This is a genomic window from uncultured Aquimonas sp., assembly GCF_937888285.1.
Taxonomy (GTDB): Bacteria; Pseudomonadota; Gammaproteobacteria; order Xanthomonadales; family Xanthomonadaceae; genus Aquimonas.
This window is the reverse complement of sequence record NZ_CALART010000056.1, coordinates 63,266-85,408: the sequence shown is the minus strand read 5'-3', so window position 1 is coordinate 85,408 and position 22,143 is coordinate 63,266. Positions and strand designations below refer to the sequence as shown.

General features: G+C 70.1%; 18 protein-coding genes. 12 read left to right on the top strand and 6 right to left on the bottom strand.

Features of this window, described 5'->3' with window-relative positions; genetic code table 11:
- Positions 1–36: 36 nt before the first annotated feature.
- The 6 genes from rsxE to Q0654_RS11545 all read right to left on the bottom strand — a co-directional run bounded on the left by rsxE (position 37) and on the right by Q0654_RS11545 (position 5,930).
- On the bottom strand, positions 37–822 hold the full coding sequence (rsxE, locus tag Q0654_RS11570) for an electron transport complex subunit RsxE (protein ID WP_298853958.1): 786 nt from the start codon (positions 820–822) through the stop codon (positions 37–39).
- Between the two features lie 378 nt (positions 823–1,200).
- Positions 1,201–1,863, bottom strand: coding sequence for an electron transport complex subunit RsxG (gene rsxG, locus Q0654_RS11565; protein WP_298853957.1), 663 nt, complete (start codon positions 1,861–1,863; stop codon positions 1,201–1,203).
- Positions 1,860–2,891 (bottom strand): RnfABCDGE type electron transport complex subunit D, encoded by a 1,032-nt coding sequence (locus tag Q0654_RS11560; protein ID WP_298853955.1) that lies wholly within the window; start codon positions 2,889–2,891, stop codon positions 1,860–1,862. The genes rsxG and Q0654_RS11560 overlap by 4 nt, the downstream gene beginning before the upstream one ends.
- Positions 2,888–4,417, bottom strand: a complete 1,530-nt coding sequence (rsxC, locus tag Q0654_RS11555) for an electron transport complex subunit RsxC (RefSeq protein WP_298853953.1) — start codon at positions 4,415–4,417, stop codon at positions 2,888–2,890. The genes Q0654_RS11560 and rsxC overlap by 4 nt, the downstream gene beginning before the upstream one ends.
- Positions 4,418–4,420: 3 nt before the next feature.
- Positions 4,421–5,269 (bottom strand): archaetidylserine decarboxylase, encoded by an 849-nt coding sequence (asd, locus tag Q0654_RS11550; RefSeq protein WP_298853951.1) that lies wholly within the window; start codon positions 5,267–5,269, stop codon positions 4,421–4,423.
- A 4-nt stretch (positions 5,270–5,273) separates the two neighbouring features.
- Complete coding sequence (locus tag Q0654_RS11545; protein ID WP_298853950.1) at positions 5,274–5,930, bottom strand: SCO family protein; 657 nt, start codon at positions 5,928–5,930, stop codon at positions 5,274–5,276.
- Between the two features lie 176 nt (positions 5,931–6,106).
- Between Q0654_RS11545 and Q0654_RS11540 the strand changes: the two genes are divergently transcribed.
- From Q0654_RS11540 to Q0654_RS11485, 12 genes are all read left to right on the top strand, one after another.
- The gene (locus Q0654_RS11540) at positions 6,107–7,333 is read left to right on the top strand and encodes an MHYT domain-containing protein (RefSeq protein WP_298853948.1); all 1,227 of its coding nucleotides are present in this window, start codon (positions 6,107–6,109) and stop codon (positions 7,331–7,333) included.
- 96 nt (positions 7,334–7,429) lie between these two features.
- Positions 7,430–8,347: a 50S ribosomal protein L3 N(5)-glutamine methyltransferase gene (prmB, locus tag Q0654_RS11535; RefSeq protein ID WP_298853947.1), complete on the top strand. Its 918-nt coding sequence runs from the start codon at positions 7,430–7,432 to the stop codon at positions 8,345–8,347.
- 253 nt (positions 8,348–8,600) lie between these two features.
- Positions 8,601–9,701, top strand: a complete 1,101-nt coding sequence (gene aroC, locus Q0654_RS11530; RefSeq protein ID WP_298853945.1) for a chorismate synthase — start codon at positions 8,601–8,603, stop codon at positions 9,699–9,701.
- Positions 9,702–9,847: 146 nt separating this feature from the next.
- Positions 9,848–10,867 carry an aspartate-semialdehyde dehydrogenase gene (locus Q0654_RS11525; RefSeq protein ID WP_298853943.1) on the top strand — a complete coding sequence of 340 codons (1,020 nt, stop codon included), beginning with the start codon at positions 9,848–9,850 and terminating at the stop codon, positions 10,865–10,867.
- 276 nt (positions 10,868–11,143) lie between these two features.
- Positions 11,144–13,480, top strand: a complete 2,337-nt coding sequence (locus tag Q0654_RS11520) for a FimV/HubP family polar landmark protein (RefSeq protein ID WP_298853940.1) — start codon at positions 11,144–11,146, stop codon at positions 13,478–13,480.
- A gap of 121 nt (positions 13,481–13,601) precedes the next feature.
- Entirely contained in the window at positions 13,602–14,432 is an 831-nt protein-coding gene (truA, locus tag Q0654_RS11515; RefSeq protein ID WP_298854080.1) for a tRNA pseudouridine(38-40) synthase TruA, read from the top strand.
- 63 nt (positions 14,433–14,495) lie between these two features.
- Positions 14,496–15,149: a phosphoribosylanthranilate isomerase gene (locus tag Q0654_RS11510; protein WP_343230137.1), complete on the top strand. Its 654-nt coding sequence runs from the start codon at positions 14,496–14,498 to the stop codon at positions 15,147–15,149.
- Entirely contained in the window at positions 15,145–16,362 is a 1,218-nt protein-coding gene (gene trpB / locus Q0654_RS11505) for a tryptophan synthase subunit beta (protein WP_298854078.1), read from the top strand. Before Q0654_RS11510 ends, trpB begins: the two co-directional genes overlap by 5 nt.
- A 414-nt stretch (positions 16,363–16,776) precedes the next feature.
- Positions 16,777–17,577: a tryptophan synthase subunit alpha gene (gene trpA, locus Q0654_RS11500; RefSeq protein ID WP_298853935.1), complete on the top strand. Its 801-nt coding sequence runs from the start codon at positions 16,777–16,779 to the stop codon at positions 17,575–17,577.
- A 278-nt stretch (positions 17,578–17,855) separates the two neighbouring features.
- Entirely contained in the window at positions 17,856–18,950 is a 1,095-nt protein-coding gene (locus Q0654_RS11495; RefSeq protein ID WP_298853932.1) for a carboxysome shell carbonic anhydrase domain-containg protein, read from the top strand.
- A 95-nt stretch (positions 18,951–19,045) separates the two neighbouring features.
- Entirely contained in the window at positions 19,046–19,777 is a 732-nt protein-coding gene (locus tag Q0654_RS11490) for an ABC transporter ATP-binding protein (RefSeq protein WP_298853930.1), read from the top strand.
- Positions 19,774–22,143: an FtsX-like permease family protein gene (locus Q0654_RS11485; RefSeq protein WP_298853928.1), complete on the top strand. Its 2,370-nt coding sequence runs from the start codon at positions 19,774–19,776 to the stop codon at positions 22,141–22,143. The genes Q0654_RS11490 and Q0654_RS11485 overlap by 4 nt, the downstream gene beginning before the upstream one ends.

The window sequence follows — 22,143 nt, the reverse complement described above, 5'->3', positions numbered from 1 at the left end:
GCAGGTGGGGGAGCTCACGGTGGGCCAGGGCCCACCCTATGCGCGGTCGCGCGGCGGTGCGAGTGGCCGCGTTCGTCGTTGGAGCCAGGCCTGGCGGGCAGCGATCAGCAGGCCGAGCAGGACGAAGGCGCCGGGCGGCAGTGCGGCAATCAGGAACCGATGCGTGCTGAAGTCGAGCTCCAGCCAGGGCAGGCCGAGCAGGCGGCCGGCGTCGGCGAACAGGCTGCCCTGGCCGATCCCTTCGCGCAGCAGGCCGAGCAGCAGCAGCACGCCGAGGAAGCCCAAGCCCATGGCGAAGCCGTCGAGCGCGGCGCGCGCGGGATCGGTGCGGCTGGCCAGCGCCTCGGCACGGCCCAGGATGGCGCAGTTGGTGACGATCAGCGGCAGGAAAATGCCCAGCACCGCGTGCAGGGCCGGCAGGAAGGCGTGCATGGCCAGCTCGATCGAGGTCACCACCGCAGCGATCACCATCACGAAGGCGGGAATGCGCACTTCGGCGCTCGTGAGCCGGCGGATCAGCGCGATCGCGGTGTTGGTGGCGGTGAGCGCAACCAGCGTGGCCAGGCCGAGGCCGAGGGCGTTGACCGCGGTGCTGCTGACCGCCAGCAGCGGGCACAGGCCGAGCAGCTGGACCAGACCCACGTTCTGGCTCCAGAGGCCGGCTTCGAGCGTGGCCGAGGCTTCGGCGCGGTCGGGCAGGTTGAAGCCTGGTGAGTCCACCGGTACGGCGCTGGTGGAGTCCAGCGGTGCAGGAACCGACGGGGCCTGCGCCGAGTGCTTGGCCGCGGGCGAGGCGCCCGATGCAGCGATGGGCGCCGTCACCTGCTGCACCCGCTCAAGGAGCAGAAAGCGCCGCACAGCATTCGTCGTCGTCGCCCCCGCGAAGGCGGGGGCCCAGCGACCTCGCCCCGAAAGCTGGAACTCCGCGTGCGCGTCGATGACGATGCATGTCCAAGGACACCTTCGCCTCGACGCGGAGCTGAGTCGCCTTCAGGCGACACGGACGCAGCGGCTGTGCGATCGACGACAGTCGCCTGCATGTGTCGTCGCCCCCGCGAAGGCGGGGGCCCAGCGACCTCGCCCCGAAAGCTGGATCCCCGCCTACGCGGTGATGACGATGGATGTCCAAGGACGCCTGCGCCTCGACGCGGCGCCAAGTTGCCTTGAGGCGACGTTGACGCAGCAGCTGTGCGCTTGACTTCAATCGCGCGCATCGGGGGCATCCTCGAAGTGCAGGCGTGCGCCGGGCTCGGCGGCCCAGATCGCCGCGCCGTGGCGCTGCAGGAAGGCCAGCGTGCGGCCCAAGCCACGGGCGACCGCGCGCGGGGTGATGGTGGCGCCGCTGAAGCTGTCGAAGTCGCCGCCCTCGCGGCGCACGGTCCAGCGCGGCGGCGGCGTGTTGGCGAGGCTGCGCCCGGCGAAGCCCTCGATCCAGTCGCTGCGCTCGCGTTCGATGGGGTCGCCCAGGCCCGGCGTTTCGGCATGGCGGGTGACGCGCGCGGCGATCACCTCACCCGCGGCATCCACGCCCAGCAGCAGTTCGATGGCGCCGCTGTAGCCCTCGGGCGCCGTGGTCTCCATCGCCAGTGCGCTGGGCGCATCGCCGAGGCGGCCGCGCCACACCTGGACTGGCGTGTCGCGGCCCAGCCACTGCGGGGCGAGCACCCGCACCGAATCCTGGAGCGGATCGTTGTCGTATCGCGCGGGCGGCAGCACTTCGGCCAGGGCAGCACGCTGCAGTTCGGCGCGAACGCGGGCGATTGGCGTCTGGGTCGCGTAGTCGACCACGGTCAGCGCGCCGATCGCGATCAGCGCGCAGGCGCCCAGCAGCAGGGCGGCGCGACGCAGGCCGGCGGCGCTCATCGCGGCGCTCCGTACACCCGCGGCCGGGTGTAGCGGTCGATGAAGGGCGCGGCGCAGTTCATCAGCAGCACGGCAAACGCGATCGCGTCCGGATAGCTGCCCCAGCGGCGGATGGCGAGCGTCAGCACGCCGACGCCGGCGCCGAAGATCAGCCGCCCGCGCGGCGTGCTGCAGCCCGAGACCGGGTCGGTGACGATGAAGAAGGCGGCCAGCACCAGCGCACCCGAGAACACGTGCTGCAGCGGAAACGGATGCAGGTCGGGCTCCATCGCCCAGAACGGCAGGCTGAGCAGGATCACGCTGCCCAGCGTCGCCGCTGGCGTCTGCCAGGGGATCTTGCGGCGGATCAGCAGCCACAGGCCGCCGAGGGCGAAGAAGTTGGCGACCCACTCCCAGCCGCGACCACCGAAGTCGCCGAAGCGCGGATCGCTGCGGATCTCGACCAGCGTCTGGCCTTGCGCAGTGAGCTGGCGCACGGTGTCCAGCGGCGTGGCCATGCTGATCGCATCCCAGCCGGCGCCGGGTGCTGCACCCACAAGAATGATCCGCAGGCTCTCGATCAGGCCCGGCGCCTCGCTGCCCAGGCCGCGCGGCGCGAGCCACTGGCTCAGCTCCAGCGGAAAGCTGACCAGCACCACGGCGTAGCCGACCATGGCCGGATTGAACAGGTTGTAGCCCAGCCCGCCGTAGGCGTGCTTGGCGAGGCCAATGCCGACCGCCATGCCCAGCGCCGACACCCACCACGGCGCCAGCGGCGGCAGGCAGAGCGCGAACAGCACGGCCGCCAGCACCGCGCTGCCATCGCCGAGGAAGGTCAGCAGCGCGCGCCCGCGCAGCTTGAGGCAGGCGGCTTCGACGAGCAGCGCGAACAGCACGGCCAGCGCGATCTGCACCAGCAGGCCGGGGCCGAAGAAGTACACGTAGGCCAGCACGCCTGGGACCAGCGCGATCAGCACTTCCAGCATCAGCGCGCGCACGCTGGCGCGTGGCGGCAGGTGCGGCGCGGGTGCGGTCTCGAAGGTCCTCACGGCGCCTCGTCCTCGCGCGCGGATTCGGCTGGCTTGGCCGAACTGCGCGCCTTGGCCTTGGCGATGGCGGCGGCAATCGCGGCGCGACTGGCGGCCTGCTTGCCGGCTTCAGCGCGGCGTGCGGCGAGCTCTTCCTTCTCGCGTTCAAGTCGGTCTGTGCGAGCTTCGTAGCGCTCGCGCGCCTGCTGCGCCTCCAGCGTCTTGCGTCGGACCAGCTTCAAGCGTGTCTTGCCGGAGCGGAAACCCTGCACCAGCGGGATGTGCGAAGGACAGGCGAAGTCGCAGAGGCCGCACTCGATGCAGGCCTCAAGCCCGAGCCCCGCGGCATCCTCGATGTCGTCCGAGCGCAGGCTCTCGTGCAGGAGCTGAGGCAGCAGGCGCGGTGGGCAGACCTCGGCGCAGTCGCCGCAGCGGATGCAGGGCAGGGGGTCCTCGACGGGGCGTGCGCTCGCCGCATCCAGCACCAGCACGCAGGTGCTGGCCTTGACGATGGGGAAGCCATCGTCGGGCAGGCTGACGCCCATCATGCCGCCGCCCATCACCAGACGCTGCGCGCTGTCGGTGTAGTCGCCGCTCGCAGCAATCACATCGGCGATGGGAGTACCGATCGCCACCCGCCAGTTGGCCGGCACGGCCACGCCGGGGCCGGTGACGCTGACGACGCGCTCGACCAGGGCTTCGCCGTGCACCACCGCGCGCCAGGCGGCGGCCGCGGTGCCGACGTTGTGGACGACGATGCCGAGGTCCTGCGGCAGCCCGCCCAGCGGCACCTCGCGGCCGGTCAGCACCTCGATCAGCTGGCGCTCGCCACCCTGCGGGTAGCGGGTCGGGACCTCGACAAGTTCCAGCGCGTCCGATTCGATGCAAGCGAGTGCGGCAATGAGCGCCTCGCGCGCTGGCGTCATGCTGTCCTCGATCGCGACCCGCACGCGCTGCGCGCCGAGCACATGGCGCAGCAGCAGGCCGCCGCGCAGCACGTCTTCCGCGCACTCGGCCAGCAGGCGCTCATCGCAGGCGATCCAGGGCTCGCATTCGGCGCCGTTCAGGATCAGCGTGTCGCAGGGCTGGGCCAGCTTGTCGGCGGTCGGGAACACCGCGCCGCCCAGGCCCGCCACGCCGGCCTCGACGAGCCTCGTACGCAATTCAGCGGGGCTGCGCTCGGGCCAATCCGCGATCGGCGTAAAGGGCAGGGCGGCCAGCGGATGCTCGGCATCCACGCGCAGCAGGATCGCAAGATCGACCTCGCCGGGCGCATGCGGCAGGCCGCGTGGCTCGATGGCTTCGATCACGCCCGCCGCCGGCGCATTCAGACACGCACCGCCGCGGTCCTCGGGCCGCGCCAGCACCTCGAAGCGGCGCACGCGCTGGCCTGGGACCACGCAGGGCGCAAGCCGGCCGCGCGCGTGCATGCGCAGCGGCAGGCACAGCAGGGCAGGCAGCGGAGCCTGGCGGATCGGCTCGAATGGCAGCCGGCCCTTGCGGCCGTCCAGCGGCAGCCCACCGTGGAAGCGGTAGAGCTGCGCCATGGCTTAAGCGTCGCGCGCCCAGCCCAGCCGCTGGCCGACCCGCACCGGGTTCTCGGGGAACAGGCCGTCGTCCAGCTCGAAGCCCTGCTTGGGCAGGCAGACGATCACCGTCGAGCCCATGTTGAAGCGCGCCATTTCGGCAAAGCGCTCCAGCGTGATGTTCTTCGCGCGCAGGTCGCGGCGAACGATGCCCGAGCCGTAGGGCGGAATCTCGACGCCGCCCCAGACCGTTTCGACGCCGGACACCAGCATGGCGCCAACCATCACCACCGCCATCGGCCCGCGGTCGGTCTCGAAGCGGCAGACCAGGCGTTCGTTGCGGGCGAACAGCCGCGGGATGCCGGCCACCGCGAAAGGCGCGACGCTGAACAGTCGGCCGGGGATGTGCACCGTCTCGATCAATCGCCCGGTCCAGGGCATGTGGGCGCGGTGGTAGTCGCGCGGCGACAGATAGACGGTAATGAACCAGCCGTCGGCAAACGGTGCGGCGGCTTCCTCGCTGCCCAGCAGCTCGGCGGCGGTGAAGCTCTGGCCCTTGGCCTGGAAGATGCGCCCGCGCTCGATCCGGCCGAGCTGGCTGATGCGGCCGTCGGCGGGCATCAGCAGGCTGTCGGCGGCCGGGTCCGGCTGGCGCGCACCGGCCTTCAGGCGACGGGTGAAGAAGGCATTGAAGTGCGGGTAGTCGTCGAGATTGGCCGAATCGGCCTCGTCCCAGTTGACCGCGAAGCGCGTGCTGATCTGGCGGATCAGGAAGTTCTTCCAGGCGCGCAGGCGCACGCGGGTCGCCCACATCACCAGGCGCGACAGGAGACGATGGGGCAGCAGGTACTGCAGCAGCAGGGAGGGCGACATCCGCTCAGCTCCCCGCGACGCGATGTGCCGCCAGCGCACGCAGGTCGGCAGCGATCTTCATCGGGTCCAGCGGCGGCCGCACCAGGCCCACCTGCAGGCCCTCGGGGTTGATGATCGCCACGGACGCGCTGTGGTCGACCGTGTAGCCGCCTTCCTCCAGCGGGCTCTGCATGTAGACCATGCCGAGGCTGCGGGTGAAGGGCTGCAGGGCGCTGTGATCGGCGGTGACGCCGCGGGCGCTGGGGTCGAAGTATTTGGCGTAGTCGCCGGCCAGCTTGGGGCTGTCGCGCTCGGGGTCGACGCTGACGAAGACGATCTGCGGGCGATCGATCTCGGGCAGGTCTTCCATCGCCTTGCGCGCCTTGGCGAGGTCGGCCAGCGTGGTCGGGCAGATGTCCGGGCAGTGGGTGAAGCCGATGAAGACCAGACTCCAGCGGCCCTTGAGGTCGGCCTGGGTGAAGGCGCGGCCGTCCTCGGCGGTCAGGCTGAAGTCCGGAATCTGCTTGAACTGCGGGTACAGCAGGCTGTTCTGCATCTGCGGGAGGTCGGCCGGCGCAAAGAAGCGCTGGCCGGCGTAGAGGCCTACGCCGGCGGCGAGCGCGGCGATCAGCACGGCGATGACGGGCAGCTTGCCGCTGCTGCTGGGGGCGGGCGTATTCATGGAGCGGGAGTATACGGCGGGCTCCGCGGTGGCCGGGCCTGGAACCGCCGATCGACGGCGAAGGCCAGGGCAAAGCGTGGCGCGCGCATCGTCACCCCGGCTTCGCGAAAGCTGCATCCGCGCTTCATGCCCTCGCGCGCACCCTGCGCGCCCCTCACGAGCGTCAAGGTCCATCCATGCAGGGCACGTACGACACCGCGCTGGTGCTGCTGTCGGTTCTGATCGCAGCGCTGGCGAGCTATGTCGCCATCGAATTCGCCGGCCGCGTCGATGGCCCCGCGGGGCGTCGGCGAGGCTGGCTGTTGGCCGGCGCAGTGGCGATGGGCAGCGGCATCTGGTCCATGCATTTCGTCGGCATGACCGCCTTCGAGCTGCCGGTGGCGATCAGTTTTGGTCTGACGTTGACGGTGTTGTCCTGGGTGGCGGCGGTGGCCGTGTCGGCCATCGCCCTGGTGCTGGTGACCGGCAGCGGCCTGAGCGGCGCGCGCATCGCCTATGGCGCACTTGCGATGGGCGCGGGCATCTGCCTGATGCACTACGGCGGCATGTGGGCCATGCGCATGGAGCCGGGCATTGGCTACGACCCGCTGTGGTTCGCCATCTCGGTGCTGATCGCCGTGTCGGCGTCGGCAGCGGCCCTGTTCGTGGTGGCCCAGCTGAAGGTGGTGCAGAGCTGGCGCGATATCGGCCTGCGTCTGGGCGCCGCCGGCATCATGGGCCTGGCCGTCGCCGGCATGCACTACAGCGGCATGGCCGCCGCGCGCTTCGACGCGAACGCCTTCTGCGCCAGCAGCAACGCGCTGAGCGCCGACTTCATGGCGACGCCGGTGGTGATCGTCAGCGTGCTCGGTCTGGTCATCGCCATCGCGTTCGCGGTGGCCGATGCGCGCGAGGTGCTGCGGCGCGAAGGCGAAGCCCGCGCCGAGGCCGCGCGGGTCAAGGACCTCGCTTTCGTCGACGGGCTGACGGGACTGGCCAATCGGCCTCGCCTCAGCCAGTGGGTGAGCGAGCGCCTGGGGCGCGGTGAGCGCTTCACTCTGCTGAGCATTGGCATCGAGCCCGGTGCGGGGCGCGGCGAGCAGGAGCTCAAGGTCCTGGCAGCGGCGCTGCAGCGTGCGCTCGGCAGCGTGGCCCAGCTTGCCCGCAGCGGCGGTGAGCAGATCACCCTGCTGCTGGAGACCGACGATGCCGACGCGCTGCTGGGCTGGAGCCGCGCCGAGCTGCTGCCCCTGCTGGCTCCGCTCGGCGCGGCCGGGCTGCGCTTCGAGTTCGGACTGGCGATGGCGCCCGCCGATGGCAGCAATGCGCAGATGCTGCTCCTGCGCGCAGGCGCGCGCGCCGGGTCGCTCGAGTGGCTGATCGAGCAGGCCGGCGAGGTGGATGGGCTGACGGTTGCTGCCTGAGCATGACGGTGCCCGGGGCCGGCGCAGGCCGAAGCCAAGGGCGCCGCGGAGAGCAGCGGCTATACTCCGCGGCCGATTCCAAGCGCCGTACACGCCATGCCCGCCGAACTCCGCAGCCTCATCGACTTCATCCGCTACGGCGCGACGCGCTTCGGCCAGGCCGGCCTGACGTTTGGCCACAGCTACGACAACGCCCTGGACGAGGCCACCCAGCTGGTGCTGCACGCCCTGCACCTGCCGCATGACCTGTCGCCGGCTTACGGCGCCGCGCGACTGACCGCCGACGAGCGCGATCTGGTGTTGAGCCTGTTCGAGCGCCGCATCCGCGAGCGCATCCCGGCCTGCTACATCACCGGCGAGGCCTGGTTTGCAGGCCTCGCCTTCAAGACCGACCCGCGCGCGCTGGTGCCGCGCTCGCCGATCGCCGAGCTGATCGAGTCCGGCTTCGAGCCCTGGCTGGGCGGCCGCTGGGTGCAGCGCGCGCTGGACCTGTGCACGGGCTCGGGCTGCATCGGCATCGCCACCGCCGTGCACAACCCCGAGTGGCAGGTGGATCTCGTGGACATCAGCGAGGACGCGCTGGACCTCGCGCGCGAGAACATCGCCCGCTTCGAGGTGGGCGAGCGCGTGCGCGCGATCCGCAGCGACCTGTTCGCGGGGCTCGCGGGCGAGCAGTACGACCTGATTGTCAGCAACCCGCCCTATGTCACCCACGCCGAGGTTGACGCGCTGCCGGCCGAGTACGCCCACGAGCCCGAACTCGGCCTGCGCGCCGGCGACGACGGCCTGGACCTCGCGCTCAAGATCCTGCGCGATGCGCCCGCGCACCTGACCGAGAACGGACTGCTGATCGTCGAAGTCGGCGAAAGCGAGCGCGCGCTGGTGCGCCTGCTGCCCGAAGTGCCCTTCGCCTGGGTCGAGTTCAAGGTAGGACAGATGGGCGTATTCGTGGTCGAGCGCGGCGACCTGGTGGCCCACGCCGCTACGATCCGGGCGCTGGCAGACGCGCGCTGAGGCGTGATGGGTTGCAGAACCCCCATAGGGTGGGCCCCGGCCCACCCGAGCACGATTCCGCCTCGGTGCAGGTGACTGTCTCAATTGCTCGCGGGCGATCCCGGATTTCGCCTCGGCGGCTGGTCAGGGTTCATGACTCCTTGCTCGAGGTCGACCTTCAAACCTTGACCGGGGCGCATGGATTGCCACGGTGGGCCGGGCCCCACCCTATGCCCGCTCCGGAAGGAGCGCGCTCTCAATCGTCGGAAGCCTCATGTCCCACAACACCTTCGGCCACCTGCTGCGCGTCACCACCTTCGGCGAGAGCCACGGCCCGGCCATCGGCTGCGTGATCGACGGTCTGCCGCCGGGCATCGCGATCGCGCCCGAGGATTTCCGTCAGGACATCGAGCGCCGCGCCACCGGCAAGTCGCGGCACACCTCGCAGCGCCGCGAGGCCGACGAGGTCGAGATCCTGTCCGGCGTGTTCGAGGGTGTCACCACCGGCACCTCGCTGGCGCTGCTGATCCGCAACGTGGATGCGCGCAGCAAGGACTACGGCAACCTGGTCGATGTGTTCCGGCCGGCGCATGCCGACTACACCTACCTGCAGAAGTACGGCGTTCGCGACCACCGCGGCGGCGGCCGCTCGTCGGCGCGCGAAACCACCGTGCGCGTTGCCGCAGGCGTGATCGCCAAGCGCTGGCTGGCGGATCGTTTCGGCGTGCGCGTGCGCGGCTACGTCTCCAAGCTGGGCTCGCATGTGCCCGCAAAGCTCGACTGGGATGCGGTCGAGGGCAATCCCTTCTTCTGGCCCGATGGCGACTTCGTGCCGACGCTGGAGGCCTACATGGATGCCTTGCGCAAGGCCGGCGATTCGGTGGGCGCGCGCGTCACCGTGGTCGCAGAGGGCGTGCCGCCGGGCTGGGGCGCGCCGCTGTACGCCAAGCTCGATGCCGAGCTGGCCTCGGCCCTGATGGGCATCAATGCGGTCAAGGGGGTGGAGATCGGCGACGGCATGGCGGTCGCGGGCCAACTCGGCACCGAGCACCGCGATGAAATGACGCCGGAAGGTTTTTTGAGCAATCACGCGGGCGGCGTGCTGGGTGGCATCAGCACCGGTCAGGACCTCGTTTGCCATCTGGCGCTGAAGCCCACCTCCAGCCTGCGTCTGCCGGGTCGCAGCGTCGATCGCCACGGCAATGCTGCTGAAGTGGTGACCCATGGTCGCCATGATCCCTGCGTCGGCATCCGCGCCACGCCGATCGCCGAGGCCATGGTGGCCCTGGTGCTGATGGATCAGGCCTTGTTGCATCGCGCGCAGTGTGGCGATGTCGAGCCGCCGCCGCGGGTGCCGGGGCAGGTCGCGGAGTAGCCGCAGCGTTCTTCCCGATTGCGCCCGCAGTTCGCCCGCGGGCGACATGAACATCTGTCAGCGCAGCGCCTGCTGCGTTGCATCAGCCGCCGCGCACGCTAGAGTGCGCGGCCTGTCCCATCATCCCAGACGACGGAATTCCCTCGATGTCCAAGCCCCTGAAGATCGCAATGGTCGGCGCCACCGGCGCTGTCGGTGAGACCCTTCTGGAGATCCTGGCCGAGCGCAAATTCCCGTTCACCGAGCTGATCCCCCTGGCTTCGGAGCGTTCGGCCGGTGATCTGGTCCGCTGCGGCGAGCGCAGCTATACCGTGCGCGATCTGGCCAGCTTCGACTTCGCTGGCGTCGACATCGCCTTCTTCTCGGCCGGCGGCAGCGTCTCCGCCGAGCACGCGCCGCGCGCTGCGGCGGCCGGCGCGGTGGTGATCGACAACACCTCGCACTTCCGTCGCGATGCCGATGTGCCGCTGGTGGTGAGCGAGGTCAATCCCGAGGCGATCGCAAATCGCCCGCGCGGGATCATCGCCAACCCCAATTGCTCGACCATGCAGATGCTGGTGGCGCTGGCGCCGATCCATCGAAAGTACGGCATCACCCGCATCAACGTGGCGACCTACCAGTCGGTGTCTGGCGCAGGCCGCTCCGCGCTGGAGGAACTGGGCAAGCAGACCGCGGCGATGCTGGCCTTCCAGGATCCCGAACCCAAGCGCTTCCCGGTGCAGATCGCCTTCAACCTGATTCCGCACATCGATGACTTTCTGGACAACGGCTACACCAAGGAAGAGATGAAGCTGGTGTGGGAGACGCGCAAGATCCTCGGCGACGACAGCGTCGAGGTGAATCCGACGGCGGTGCGCGTGCCGGTCTTCTTCGGCCACTCCGAGGCCGTGCACATCGAGACCCGCGAAAAGGTCACCGCCGAAGCCGCGCGCGCGTTGCTGGAGCAGAGCCGCGGCGTGGTCGTGGTCGATGAGCGCGCCAAGGGCGGCTATCCGACCCCGGTGACGCACGCGGCCGGCAAGGATCCGGTCTTCGTCGGCCGCATCCGCGAGGACATCAGCCATCCGCGCGGATTGAACCTGTGGATCGTCGCCGACAACATCCGCAAGGGGGCGGCGCTGAATGCCGTTCAGATCGCCGAGCTGCTGCTGGCGGAGCGCGATTGAGTGCGCGGCGGGCGTCGCTCCGGCGCCCAATGTCAAAAAGTGTGATGCAATTCACCCACAGGCCCGCGACGAGGTCTTCCGGCGCGGGCTTAATTGTTGGTGAATTGTCACCGTTGACCTATAGTTAGCGCGCCGTTGTCATGTCGTTTCTAGGTTAGGGCCGTTCAGCCGGAGTTCGGCGGGGGCGGTTCGGGGTGCGTGTCAGGCGCGAACAGCCGGCCCGAACCCCAGTGCGGCATCCACCAGACATCCGCTGCGGATGGGGGACAGAGTCAAATGAACAAAATGCTCAGACTGCCGGTTGCGCTCGCTTTCGCGCTCGGTGCCTCCAATGCCTTCGCGCTCGGCCTGGGCCAGGTGCAGGTCAAGTCCAGCCTGAATCAGCCCTTGCTGGCCGAGATTCCGGTGCTGGAGAACGCGCCCGGCGAAGCTGCGGACCTGCAGATCCGGCTCGCCTCCTCCGAAGCCTTTGCGCGCATCGGCCTGGAGCGCCCCAGCGCCGCGCTGCTGACCTCGCTCAGTTTCGAGATCGTGCAGGGTGCGGCCGGCAAGCCGGTGATCCGCATCACCACGCCCAACCGGGTCAACGATCCCTTCGTCAGCCTGCTGATCGAGGCCGAGTGGGCGCGCGGCAAGCTGCTCCGCGAGTACACCCTGCTGCTGGATCCGCCGGTCGCGGTGCCCTCGCGCGCGACACCTTCCGAAACCCAGGCGCTGCCGCAGGGCGATGTGCGTCCGGCGCCGTCGGAATCGCTGTCGACGCCGCCGCCGATGGCGACGCCGCGCGCTGCGGCGCCCACCGCGGCCCCCAGCTTCGCCCCGGGCGAGAGCTATGGCCCGGTCAACTCGGGCGACTCGCTGTGGAAGATCGCCAGCCAGTCGATTCCCGACAGCTCGGTGAACATCAACCAGATGATGGTGGCGATCCAGCGCGCCAATCCGGATGCCTTCATCGGCGGCAACATCAACCGCCTGCGTACCGGCGCGGTGCTGCGCATTCCCTCGCGGGACGAGATCTCCGCCGTCGGCGCGCGCGAGGCCTCGCAGTTCGTGCGCGAGCAGACCTCGGGCGACACCCCGCTGCAGCCGATCGAGGCCGATCGCAGCGCGGCCCGCCCGGCCAGCACGTCGACGTCTGCGGCGTCGGCGGACTCGCGTCTTGCGATCGTGCCGCCGCGCGGCGACCAGCCGGCCACGGCGGCTCAGAGCGGTGCCGCCTCCGGTGCCGAGGGCCGCGAGCTGCGCGCCGACCTGGCCCGCGCCCGCGAGCAGGGCGAGGCGCTGAGCCAGGAGAACCGCGAGCTCAAGTCGCGCGTGCAGGAACTGGAGAAGATCCGCGGCGACAGCGAACGCCTGCTGGAGCTGCGCAACAGCGAGCTGCAGGCCCTGCAGCAGCGCCTCGCCGAACTTGAGGCCCAGCGCGCCGCCACCGCCGCTACGGAAGCGGCCGCGAGCAGCGCGCCTGCCGCCGCACCGACGGTTGAGGCCCCTGCCGCTGCGCCGAGTTCATCGCTGCCGCCGCTCGACCCGGTTGAGGAGTCCGCCGCGTCCTCGGCAGCGCCAGCGGACGCCGGCGCTGATCTCAGCGACAGCAGCGAGGCTGCGGCCGAGCCTGCCGATGCCGATGCGACGGTTTCCGAGCCGGCCGCCAGCGCGCCCGCAAGCCCGACGCCCGCGCCTGCACAGGCCGAGCCGGCAGCGCCGCCCGCTGCCGACACCCTGCCGCCGCGTCCGCCGCGCCAGGAGTGGTATGAGAACCCGCTGGTGCTGGGGGGCGGTGGCGCGCTCCTGATCGGCCTGCTGGCCCTGCTCGGTCTGCGCGGGCGTGGTCGCAAGAAGGCTGCAGCGGCAGGTGCTGTCGCCAGCTCGCGCTTCGAAGGGACGGATTTCGGCGTCCCGGCAGCCAGCGCCGAGGCCGAGCACGATGCCGCCGCCTACGAGGACGCCGAGGAGCGCGAGCTGCTCGACCGCGTGGCCGAACAGCCCGATGACCTCGAACGCCACATCGATCTGGTTCGCTACTACTACGGCATCAATGACCCGGCGCGCTTCGAGGGCGCGGTCGAGGCCATGTACGCCCAGGTCTACGACCCGGACGACGCGCACTGGCAGCAGGCCCTGCAGATGGGGCGCGAGATCCTGCCGGACCATCCGCTGTTCATGGACCTGCCGGCGCAGGACGCCGCCGTGGGCGGCTGGGAACCCGCAGCCGAGCCCCAGGTGCCGGCCCACGACACGGGCGCTTATCGCGCGGATGCCGCTCTGCCGCCGCAGCCCGGCACGGCCCAGCGCATCGATGACGAACCCGAGTTCCGCATCGACCTCGCCGAGCCCGAGTTCGTGGTGCCGGAAGTGGAGCGCACCGTCGCCGCCGAAGCCCCGGCCTACGCCCCCGCACCCGAGTTCTCGCGCAGCGACGCGGCCGCGACGGCCAGCGATGCCGGCCTGAGCGCCGACGCCATCGAAGCTGCGGCGACCAAGCTCGAGCTGGCCCGCGCCTACCTCGACATGGGCGACGTCGAAGGCGCCCGCGGCATGCTGGAAGAGGTCACCCAGGAAGGCACGTCCGAGCAGCGTCAGGACGCACGTCGCCTGCTCGACGAGATCCGCTGATCGCTCCAAAGCGGTGATTGAACAGGGGCCGGCTTGCCGGCCCTTGTTCGTTTACGGGCTGCGAAACGCGCAGACGCGACCGTTCCCCGTTACCTTTGCGCGCTCAGCGGACGTGAGCTGCCTGGCTTTGAATCCCGAATCCCCACTCCCCAATTCCGAGTCGCCACCCAGCACCCGCTACGCCGCGGCGGTGGAGTACGACGGCGGCGCCTTCCTCGGCTGGCAGCGGCTGTCGCATGGTCGCACCGTGCAGGCCTCGGTCGAGGAGGCGCTGAGCTATGTCTGCGACGCGCCGGTCGAAGTCACCTGCGCGGGACGCACCGACAGCGGCGTGCACGGCCGCGGCCAGATCATCCACTTCGACATCGCCGCCGAGCGCAGCGCGCGCGCGCTGATGATGGGGACCACCTCGCGCCTGCCGCCCGCCGCGGCCCTGCTGTGGGTGCAGCCGGTGGCAGCCGACTTCCATGCGCGCTATTCGGCGCTGGCGCGGCGCTACCGCTATCGCATCCTCAACCGCCCGGTGCGGCCGGCGCTGGACCGCCACCACGCGGCTTGGGAGCGACTTCCGCTGGATGCCGAAGCCATGCACCGCGCCGCCCAGGCCCTGGTCGGTGAGCACGACTTCAGCGCCTTCCGCACCACGGCCTGCCAGGCCAAGCACCCGAACCGCCATCTGCACCGCATCGAAGTGGTGCGCGAGGGCGCCTGGGTCGAGATCCGCGTGCAGGCCAATGCCTTCCTGCATCACATGGTGCGCAACATCGTCGGCAGCCTCCTGCCGATCGGCCGCGGCGAGCGGCCCGAGGCCTGGCTCGGTGAGCTGCTGGCCGGCCGCGATCGCAGCGTGGCCGGCCCCACTGCACAGCCGCAGGGCCTGGTGTTCGAGGGTCCGCTCTATCCGGCGTGCTTCGCGCTACCGCCAGAATTCACATGGTCGGATCTGTCCTGACGCGCCGCTTGGATGCGCGCCTTTGACGTGTCGGCCTGCGCGATGCCTCACACTACGCGCCTGATGACGGATTCGATCCACCAGCGCACGCGCATCAAGTTCTGCGGCATGAAACGCGCCGCCGACGTCCGCGCCGCGGTGCAGCTCGGCGTCGATGCGATCGGTCTGATTGTTGTCCCAGGCGCGAAGCGTGGCCTCGCCATCGATGAGGCAGCGGCGCTGCGACGCGAGGTCCCTGCGCTGGTGACCGCCGTTCTGCTGCTGATGGATGCCGAGCCCGACTTTGCACGCGCGGCCGTCGAGGCCGTCCAGCCCGACCTGCTGCAGTTCCACGGCTCTGAAGAACCGGCCCTCTGCGCCAGCCTGGGCCGGCCGTGGATCAAAGCGGTGCCGATGGGCGGCATCGCTGATCCGCTGGCTTACCAGCGCCGCTATGCGGGGGCATCGGGCTTCGTGTTCGACAGCCACGGCGCGGGCGCGCAGGGCGGCAGTGGGCACGCCTTCGATTGGGCGCGGCTCCCGGTCGAGCGTCCGGCACCCCTGCTGTTGGCGGGCGGGCTGAAGCCGGACAACGTATTCGAGGCCGTGTGCATGGTGCGCCCGCATGCGGTGGATGTATCCAGTGGCATCGAAGATGCGCCGGGCGAGAAAAGCCTTGCGCGCATGCAGGCATTTGTCAGCGAGGTGGAACGTGCAGACCGCGGCCAAGCGAATTGAACCCATCGAAGTCAGCGACTTCTCCCAGTACCCCGACGCTCGCGGCCACTTCGGCCAGTTCGGCGGCAGCTTCGTCAGCGAGACCCTGATCGAGCCCCTGCGCGAGCTCGAAGCCGCCTATGAGCGCTACCGCAAGGACCCGGAGTTCATCGCCGAGCTCGAGTACGACTTGAAGCATTACGTCGGCCGGCCTTCGCCGATCTACTTCGCCGAGCGCCTCACCGCGCATGTGGGTGGGGCCAAGATCCTGCTCAAGCGCGAAGACCTGAACCACACCGGCGCGCACAAGATCAACAACACCATCGGCCAGGCGCTGCTGGCCAGCCGCATGGGCAAGACCCGGATCATCGCCGAGACCGGCGCCGGCCAGCACGGCGTGGCCTCGGCGACGGTGGCTGCGAGGCTGGGCCTGAAGTGCGTGGTCTACATGGGCGCCACCGACATCGAGCGGCAGGCCATCAACGTGTTCCGCATGAAGCTGCTGGGCGCCGAAGTGGTCGGCGTGACCTCGGGCTCGAAGACGCTGAAGGACGCGCTCAACGAGGCGATGCGCGACTGGGTCAGCAATGTGCACGACACCTTCTACATCATCGGCACGGTGGCCGGCCCCAGCCCGTATCCGCGCATGGTCCGCGACTTCAACGCGGTGGTCGGCCGCGAGTCCCGCGCGCAGATGCTGGAGCAGTACGGCCGCCTGCCGGACGCCCTGGTCGCCTGCGTGGGCGGCGGCAGCAATGCGATCGGCCTGTTCCATCCTTTCCTGAACGATCGCGAGGTGCGGATCTTCGGCGCCGAAGCCGCCGGTGACGGCATCGAAACCGGCCGCCATTCCGCCTCGCTGGCCGCCGGCCGCCCCGGCGTGCTGCACGGCAACCGCACCTACCTGCTGTGCGACGACGACGGCCAGATCATCGAGACCCACTCGATCTCGGCCGGCCTCGACTACCCCGGCGTCGGCCCCGAGCATGCCTTCCTGAAAGACAGCGGTCGCGCCGAGTACGAGGGCATCACCGACACCGAGTGCATGGAGGCCTTCCACCTGCTGGCCCGCACCGAGGGCATCCTCGCTGCGCTGGAGTCCAGCCATGCGATCGCGCTGGCGATCAAGAAGGCGAAGCAGATGCCCAAGGACGCCTTGATCCTCTGCAATCTCTCTGGCCGCGGCGACAAGGACATGTACACGATCGCCAAGCGGGAGGGCATTTCGTTGTGATGCCGGGATTGGGGGTTCGGGATTCGGGATTCGCAAGAGCAAGAGCCTTCCTCCTTCCCTGCGTAGCAAGTTGTCACGTATCAACACGAAGCTCTTCTCCCCTCTCCCCTTGTGGGAGAGGGGGCGGGGGAGAGGGGTAGACCGCTCGCCGCAAGCTGTTTCCCCCTCTCCCCAACCTGCCTTCGCTTCGCTCGGGCTATAGAGAGCGTCGGCTGCCACAGGCAGCCGACAAGCGCTCTCCTCCGCTTCCCACGAGGGGAGAGGAGCTCTACTCGATCCATCGAGTTTCGATTGAGGAACGGTATCCGAGCAGATGCTCGAGGCGCCCATCCAGGTGTTCCAAAACCCGCTCTTCAACAAATCCCCAATCCCGGCTCCGCACCACTCGCCCTCTCACTCAATCCCACAAGCCCCATGCCTACCCGCATAGACACCCGCCTCGACCAGCTCGCCGCCGCCAAGCGCACCGGCCTGATCCCTTTCATCACTGCCGGTGATCCCTCCGACGCCGCCACCGTGCCGGTGATGCACGCACTGGTGCGCGCGGGTGCGGATGTGATCGAGCTGGGCGTGCCGTTTTCCGACCCCATGGCCGACGGTCCGGTCATCCAGCAGAGCAGCGAGCGCGCGCTCAGCCGCAAGGTCGGCCTGCGGCGAGTGCTGGCGATGGTGGCCGAATTCCGCCTGCAGGATGCGGACACACCCATCGTGCTCATGGGCTATCTCAATCCGGTCGAGATGTTCGGACTCGAAGCCTTCTCCAAGGCGGCGCGCGAGGCCGGTGTCGACGGCGTGCTGCTGGTCGACTGCCCGCCCGAGGAATCCGCGCCAGTGCGCGAGGCCCTGAACGCCGAGAACCTCGCCCTGGTGCCACTTGCGGCGCCGACCAGTGCGGGCGAGCGTCTCACCACGCTGGCGCAAAGCGCGCAGGGCTATCTGTACTACGTGTCCTTCGCCGGCGTGACCGGCGCCGGCAAGCTCGACACCGCCGAGGTCAAGCAGAAGGTGGCCGCGATCCGCGCGCTCACTGCCAACCGCATCGCGGTGGGCTTCGGCGTGCGTGATGCCGACAGCGCGCGCGCCATCGCCGAGTTCGCCGATGCCGTGGTGATCGGCAGTGCGTTGGTGAGCACGCTCGCGGAGGCCACCGACACGGCAGAGGCCTGCGCGCGCGCCGAAGCCTTCCTGAAGCCGATCCGAGCCGCGCTGGGTTAAGACAACGCTGAAGAATTCAGCGTTGTCGCGCGCCATGGAAGGCGCGCCCGCGGATCGAGCACGCGATGCTCGATCCAGCGTGGCCGAGCGAAGCGAAGGCGTCGCTGCGTAGCGGCCGAACGAGCCCGGACATGTGCCGCATGCGCGACCACTGACCAAGGCCAGGAGGGACTTGATCAGTGTTGCCTGAAATCCCGCTGCCTAGACCAAGGTCCCGGTCGACGCCGCGCCCGGCGCTGCTAAGGTCGTGGGACTGAGCACAGGCGGGGAGGGCGGCAATGGCCATCGACACCCAGCGCGCGTCGGTCGCTGCCGATGCGCCCCACGCCCTGCCCATCGCCCAGCGGATTGACTGGCTGCTGGAACGTGCGGAGCTGCACTCGCAGCACTTCAGCGCGCCCGAAGCGGTGCTCGCCCGCGAGCGCTACCGCGCAGTGCATCCGACCGCGCTGGCGGCCATGAAGTGCATGGATGGCCGTCTGAACCTCGCCTATGCCACCGGCACGCCGATCGGCCTGATCCAACCCTTCCGCAATCTGGGCGGGCGATTCGACCTTGGCTGGCCGCATCTGGGCGAGGTGCTGTCGGCCTGGGTGCTGCGGCAGATCCGCGAAGGCCGGCGCGTGCTCCTGCTGCTCACCTACCATTTCGCCCGCGGCAGCCGTGAGCGTGGCTGTGCCGGCTTTGGCTTCGACACCGAGGCGGCGCATGCGCATGTACAGGCCCTGCGTCGTCAGGTGGAGCAGGTCTTCGGGCAGGGCCACGCCGCCGTCTACCCGCTGGTCTGCGGCTTCGAGACCGACGAGGACGCGCTCCGCCTGCACGCGCCCGGCGGCGAGGTGCTCGACCTCGCACGGCTCGACGACGATGACGCGGCGGCACTGCCGCAGCGGCTGCCCAGCCTGTTCCCGGACATGCCTGCACAGGTGCGCGAGGACCTGCTGCCCCTGCTGCGCGGCAACCTCGGTCATATCGCCGCCGTCCGCGCCAGCCAGCGACGCCCCGAGGTCGAGCACCATGAGTGGGTGCTCTGCGTCGGTCGCGGCTTCGACGTGCTGCACATGCCGAACCACGCCCTGATCGTTGGGCCCTACAGCCCGCGACTGGACCAGTCGATCGAGACGGCCGCCAGCATCATCGAGTCGAACATGCGCAGTGGCCGCATTCCCGACGATGGCTTCCTGCTGCTGGCCTCGGTGCCCTACGAGGAGCCCGGGCCCGACCGCGCCCGCGCCGAGCTCAAGGCGCGCTTCCTGTGTGGGTTCTCGCGCGATCTGGTGTTCGAGCGGCATCCCTGGCTCGCCGAGCGCATGCATGTGCGCACGGCCGTGCTCGACTGGCCGCGCCGTCAGCTGCAGCTGCTGAAGGAATGATGCATCACGAGTGTGCCCGGGCTTGATCTCACTCAGGATCTCGCCGGCACGCCCGCGGCAGACTCTGCGAGCCATCGCGCACCCAGCCCCGACCCATGCCGTCCGAGCCCATCCGCCAGGCCCCTGACCCGCTGTTCCGCCTGCGCGGCGTCGGCCGCGTCTACGGCAGTGGTGCGGGCGCGGTGCATGCATTGCGCGGAGTCGACCTCGATCTGCATGCCGGAGAAGTCGTGGTGGTGCTGGGTCCGTCGGGCTCGGGCAAGAGCACCCTGCTGAACATTCTCGGCGGCCTCGACGCACCGAGCACCGGCAGCGTCGAGTTCGAAGGCCAGCGTCTGGATCATGCCGATGAGCGCGCGCTGGGCGAGTATCGCCGCCGCCACGTCGGCTTCGTCTTCCAGTTCTACAACCTGATTCCCAGCCTCACCGCGGCCGAGAACATCGAGCTGGTCACCGATATCGCCGATGACCCGATGCCGGCGGAAGAAGCCCTCGCCCAGCTCGGCCTGGGCGAACGCGGCAACAGCTTTCCTGCGCAGCTGTCCGGCGGCGAACAGCAGCGGGTGGCGATCGCCCGTGCCCTGGCCAAGCGGCCGCGGGTATTGCTCTGCGACGAGCCGACCGGCGCCCTCGATCTCGCCACCGGGGTGCGGGTGCTGGATGCGCTGATGCAGGCCAACGAACGCAGCGGCAGCCTGAGCCTGATCGTCACCCACAACGCCGACATGGCGCGGCTGGGTGATCGCGTGGTGCGCTTCGCCGACGGCGCGATCCGTTCGATCGAGCGCAATGCCGCGCGCGCCCAGCCCTCGGAGCTGCGCTGGTGAAGCGCCGGCCCCTGCTCAACAAGCTTGGCCGCGACCTGCTGCGGCAGCGGGCGCAGGCTTCGGCGATTGCCGGTTTGCTGGCGCTGGGCGTGGCCCTGCTGGTCACCGCCATCGGCACGCGCGCCGCGCTGGAGCGCGCCCGCGACGACTACTACCTGCAGCAGGGGCTCGCTGATCTGCAGCTGATGCTGGTGCGCGCGCCGCGGGCGATGGCGGAGCGTGCCGCCGCGCTGCCGGGCGTTCAGGCGGTCGAAGCGCGGCTGGCGGTGCCGGCCCTGCTGGCACTGCCCAACGTGGATGGCGCGCTCAGCGCGCGCCTGTACTCGCTGGAGGATCCCGAGCGCGTGCAGGTCAATCGCCCCTGGCGGGTCGAAGGCCGCTGGCCGGAGCCGAATGCGCGGCGGGAGGTGGCGCTGAACGAGGCCTTCGCCCAGGCGCAGGGGCTGGGCATCGGTGATGCGCTCGAACTGACGATTCGCGGCTCGCGCGAGCGGCTGCGGATCGTCGGTATCGCCAACTCGCCGGAGTTCGTGTTCGTGAGCCCGCCCGGCGAATTGCTGCCCCAGCCCGAGCGCCATGCCGTGCTGTGGATGCCGCGGCGCGCGCTGGAGCAGGCGGCGGGGCTCGAAGGCGCCTTCAACGAGCTGCTGTTGCGGCTCGGCGAGGGCGTCGCGCCCGAGGTCGTCGCAGCGCAGCTGGAGCCGCTGTTCGCACGCTACGGCGCGGGTCGAGCACAGGACCGCAGCCGCATTCCGTCCTCGCGCCTGCTGGACGACGAGCTTGAGCAGCTCGGCACCATGGCGCGGATCCTGCCGCCGGCCTTTCTCGCGGTCGCGGCCTTCCTGCTGAACCTCAACCTGACGCGGCTGGTCGAGGCCGAGCGCAGCACCTTGGGGCTGATGAAGGCCTTCGGCCTGCGCGCGAGTGAAGTGGCCGGCGGCTATCTCGGCTTCGCGCTGGTGCTCAGCCTGGTGGGCGTGTTGGCCGGGCTCGCGCTCGGTCGCGTCCTGGGTGAACTGATGTGCGGCCTGTATCTGGAGTTCTATCGGCTGCCCGCGCTGCAGTACCGGCTGCAGCCCGGTCTGGTCATCGCCGCGTTCGCGGTCGGCATCGGTGCCGCTCTGGCCGGCAGCAGCCTCGCCCTGCGCCGGGTGCTGGCGCTGCGGCCGGCCGCAGCCCTCGCGCCGCCACCGCCGCCGAGCTTCCGGCATGGCGCCGGCCCGCTGGAGGCCTTGGCCGCGCGCTTCGATCCGCTGACCCGCGTCGCCCTGCGCCGCGTGCTCGGCTTCCCGCGCCGCAGCCTGATCACCGTCGCCGGCTTCTGTGCAGCGCTGATCCTGCTGGTGCTGTCGATGCAGGCGCCGCTGGCCATCGAGCGCCTGCTCGACATCAGCTTCGGCGCGGCCAAGCGCCAGCAGATCACGCTCAGCCTTGCCGAGAACGCGGGCACCGATGCCCTGCGCGCGCTCGTGCGACTGCCCGGCGTCGAGCGCGCCGAGCCCTTCCTTGGGCTGGATGCCGTGTTCTCCGCTGCCGACCGTTCGGTCAACGAACCGCTGCTGGGTCTGACCGCTCAGCCGCTGCTGGAGCGGCTGGTCGATGCCCAGGGCCAGCCGCGCCTGCTGCGCGATGACGGCCTGCTGATCAGCGGCTCATTGGCCCGCCAACTGGGCGTGAGGGCAGGTGACACCGTCGAGGTGCAGCTCACCGGCGGCCTGCGCCGTCGCTTCGTGCTGCCGGTGGCCGAGGTGGTCGAGGTCACCATCGGCAGCGGCGCCTGGCTTGAGATCGACGCGTTGGCTCGATACTCGGGACAGCCCGGCCGGATCAGCGGCGCGCATCTGCGCCTCCGCGCCGACCAGCGCGTGGCCTTCGATGCCGCCGTGCGGGCCACGCCGATGATCGCCGCCAGCAGCGATGTCGAAGCCGCCTGGGGCGCGATGCAGCGCATGTTCGAACAGGGCAGCGGCACCATGACCACCTTGTTCACCGGCTTCGCGGTGCTGATGGCGGTGGGCATTGCCTACGCCACCAGCACCGTGGTGCTGGGCGAGCAGCGCCGCGATCTCGCCACCCTCTGCGTGCTTGGCTATGGGCGCCGCGAGGCCAGCTATGTGCTGCTCGCCGAGTTGGCATTGCTGTGCCTGATCGCCCTGCCGCTGGGCCTGGTGCTGGGCCACTACGCCGCGCAGGCCTTCCTGCGCGCGATGGCGACCGATGTGTTCCAGTTCCCCCGCCTGTTCGAGCCGAGCCTGCACCTGCGGGCCGGCCTGATCCTGCTGGCCTCGGTGGCCGCCACCGCGCTGTGGGTGCGCCGCGGCGTTGACCGCATCGGCCTTGTTGAAAGCCTGAAAGTCCGGGAGTAG

Bases quoted from the DNA above. Each gene is read 5' to 3' on its own strand.
- rsxG (WP_298853957.1), bottom strand. From the start codon at position 1,863: ATGAGCGCCGCCGGCCTGCGTCGCGCCGCCCTGCTGCTGGGCGCCTGC.
- rsxC (WP_298853953.1), bottom strand. From the start codon at position 4,417: ATGGCGCAGCTCTACCGCTTCCACGGTGGGCTGCCGCTGGACGGCCGC.
- asd (WP_298853951.1), bottom strand. From the start codon at position 5,269: ATGTCGCCCTCCCTGCTGCTGCAGTACCTGCTGCCCCATCGTCTCCTG.
- Q0654_RS11545 (WP_298853950.1), bottom strand. From the start codon at position 5,930: ATGAATACGCCCGCCCCCAGCAGCAGCGGCAAGCTGCCCGTCATCGCC.
- Q0654_RS11540 (WP_298853948.1), top strand. From the start codon at position 6,107: ATGCAGGGCACGTACGACACCGCGCTGGTGCTGCTGTCGGTTCTGATC.
- prmB (WP_298853947.1), top strand. From the start codon at position 7,430: ATGCCCGCCGAACTCCGCAGCCTCATCGACTTCATCCGCTACGGCGCG.
- aroC (WP_298853945.1), top strand. From the start codon at position 8,601: ATGTCCCACAACACCTTCGGCCACCTGCTGCGCGTCACCACCTTCGGC.
- Q0654_RS11525 (WP_298853943.1), top strand. From the start codon at position 9,848: ATGTCCAAGCCCCTGAAGATCGCAATGGTCGGCGCCACCGGCGCTGTC.
- Q0654_RS11520 (WP_298853940.1), top strand. From the start codon at position 11,144: ATGAACAAAATGCTCAGACTGCCGGTTGCGCTCGCTTTCGCGCTCGGT.
- Q0654_RS11510 (WP_343230137.1), top strand. From the start codon at position 14,496: ATGACGGATTCGATCCACCAGCGCACGCGCATCAAGTTCTGCGGCATG.
- trpA (WP_298853935.1), top strand. From the start codon at position 16,777: ATGCCTACCCGCATAGACACCCGCCTCGACCAGCTCGCCGCCGCCAAG.
- Q0654_RS11495 (WP_298853932.1), top strand. From the start codon at position 17,856: ATGGCCATCGACACCCAGCGCGCGTCGGTCGCTGCCGATGCGCCCCAC.
- Q0654_RS11490 (WP_298853930.1), top strand. From the start codon at position 19,046: ATGCCGTCCGAGCCCATCCGCCAGGCCCCTGACCCGCTGTTCCGCCTG.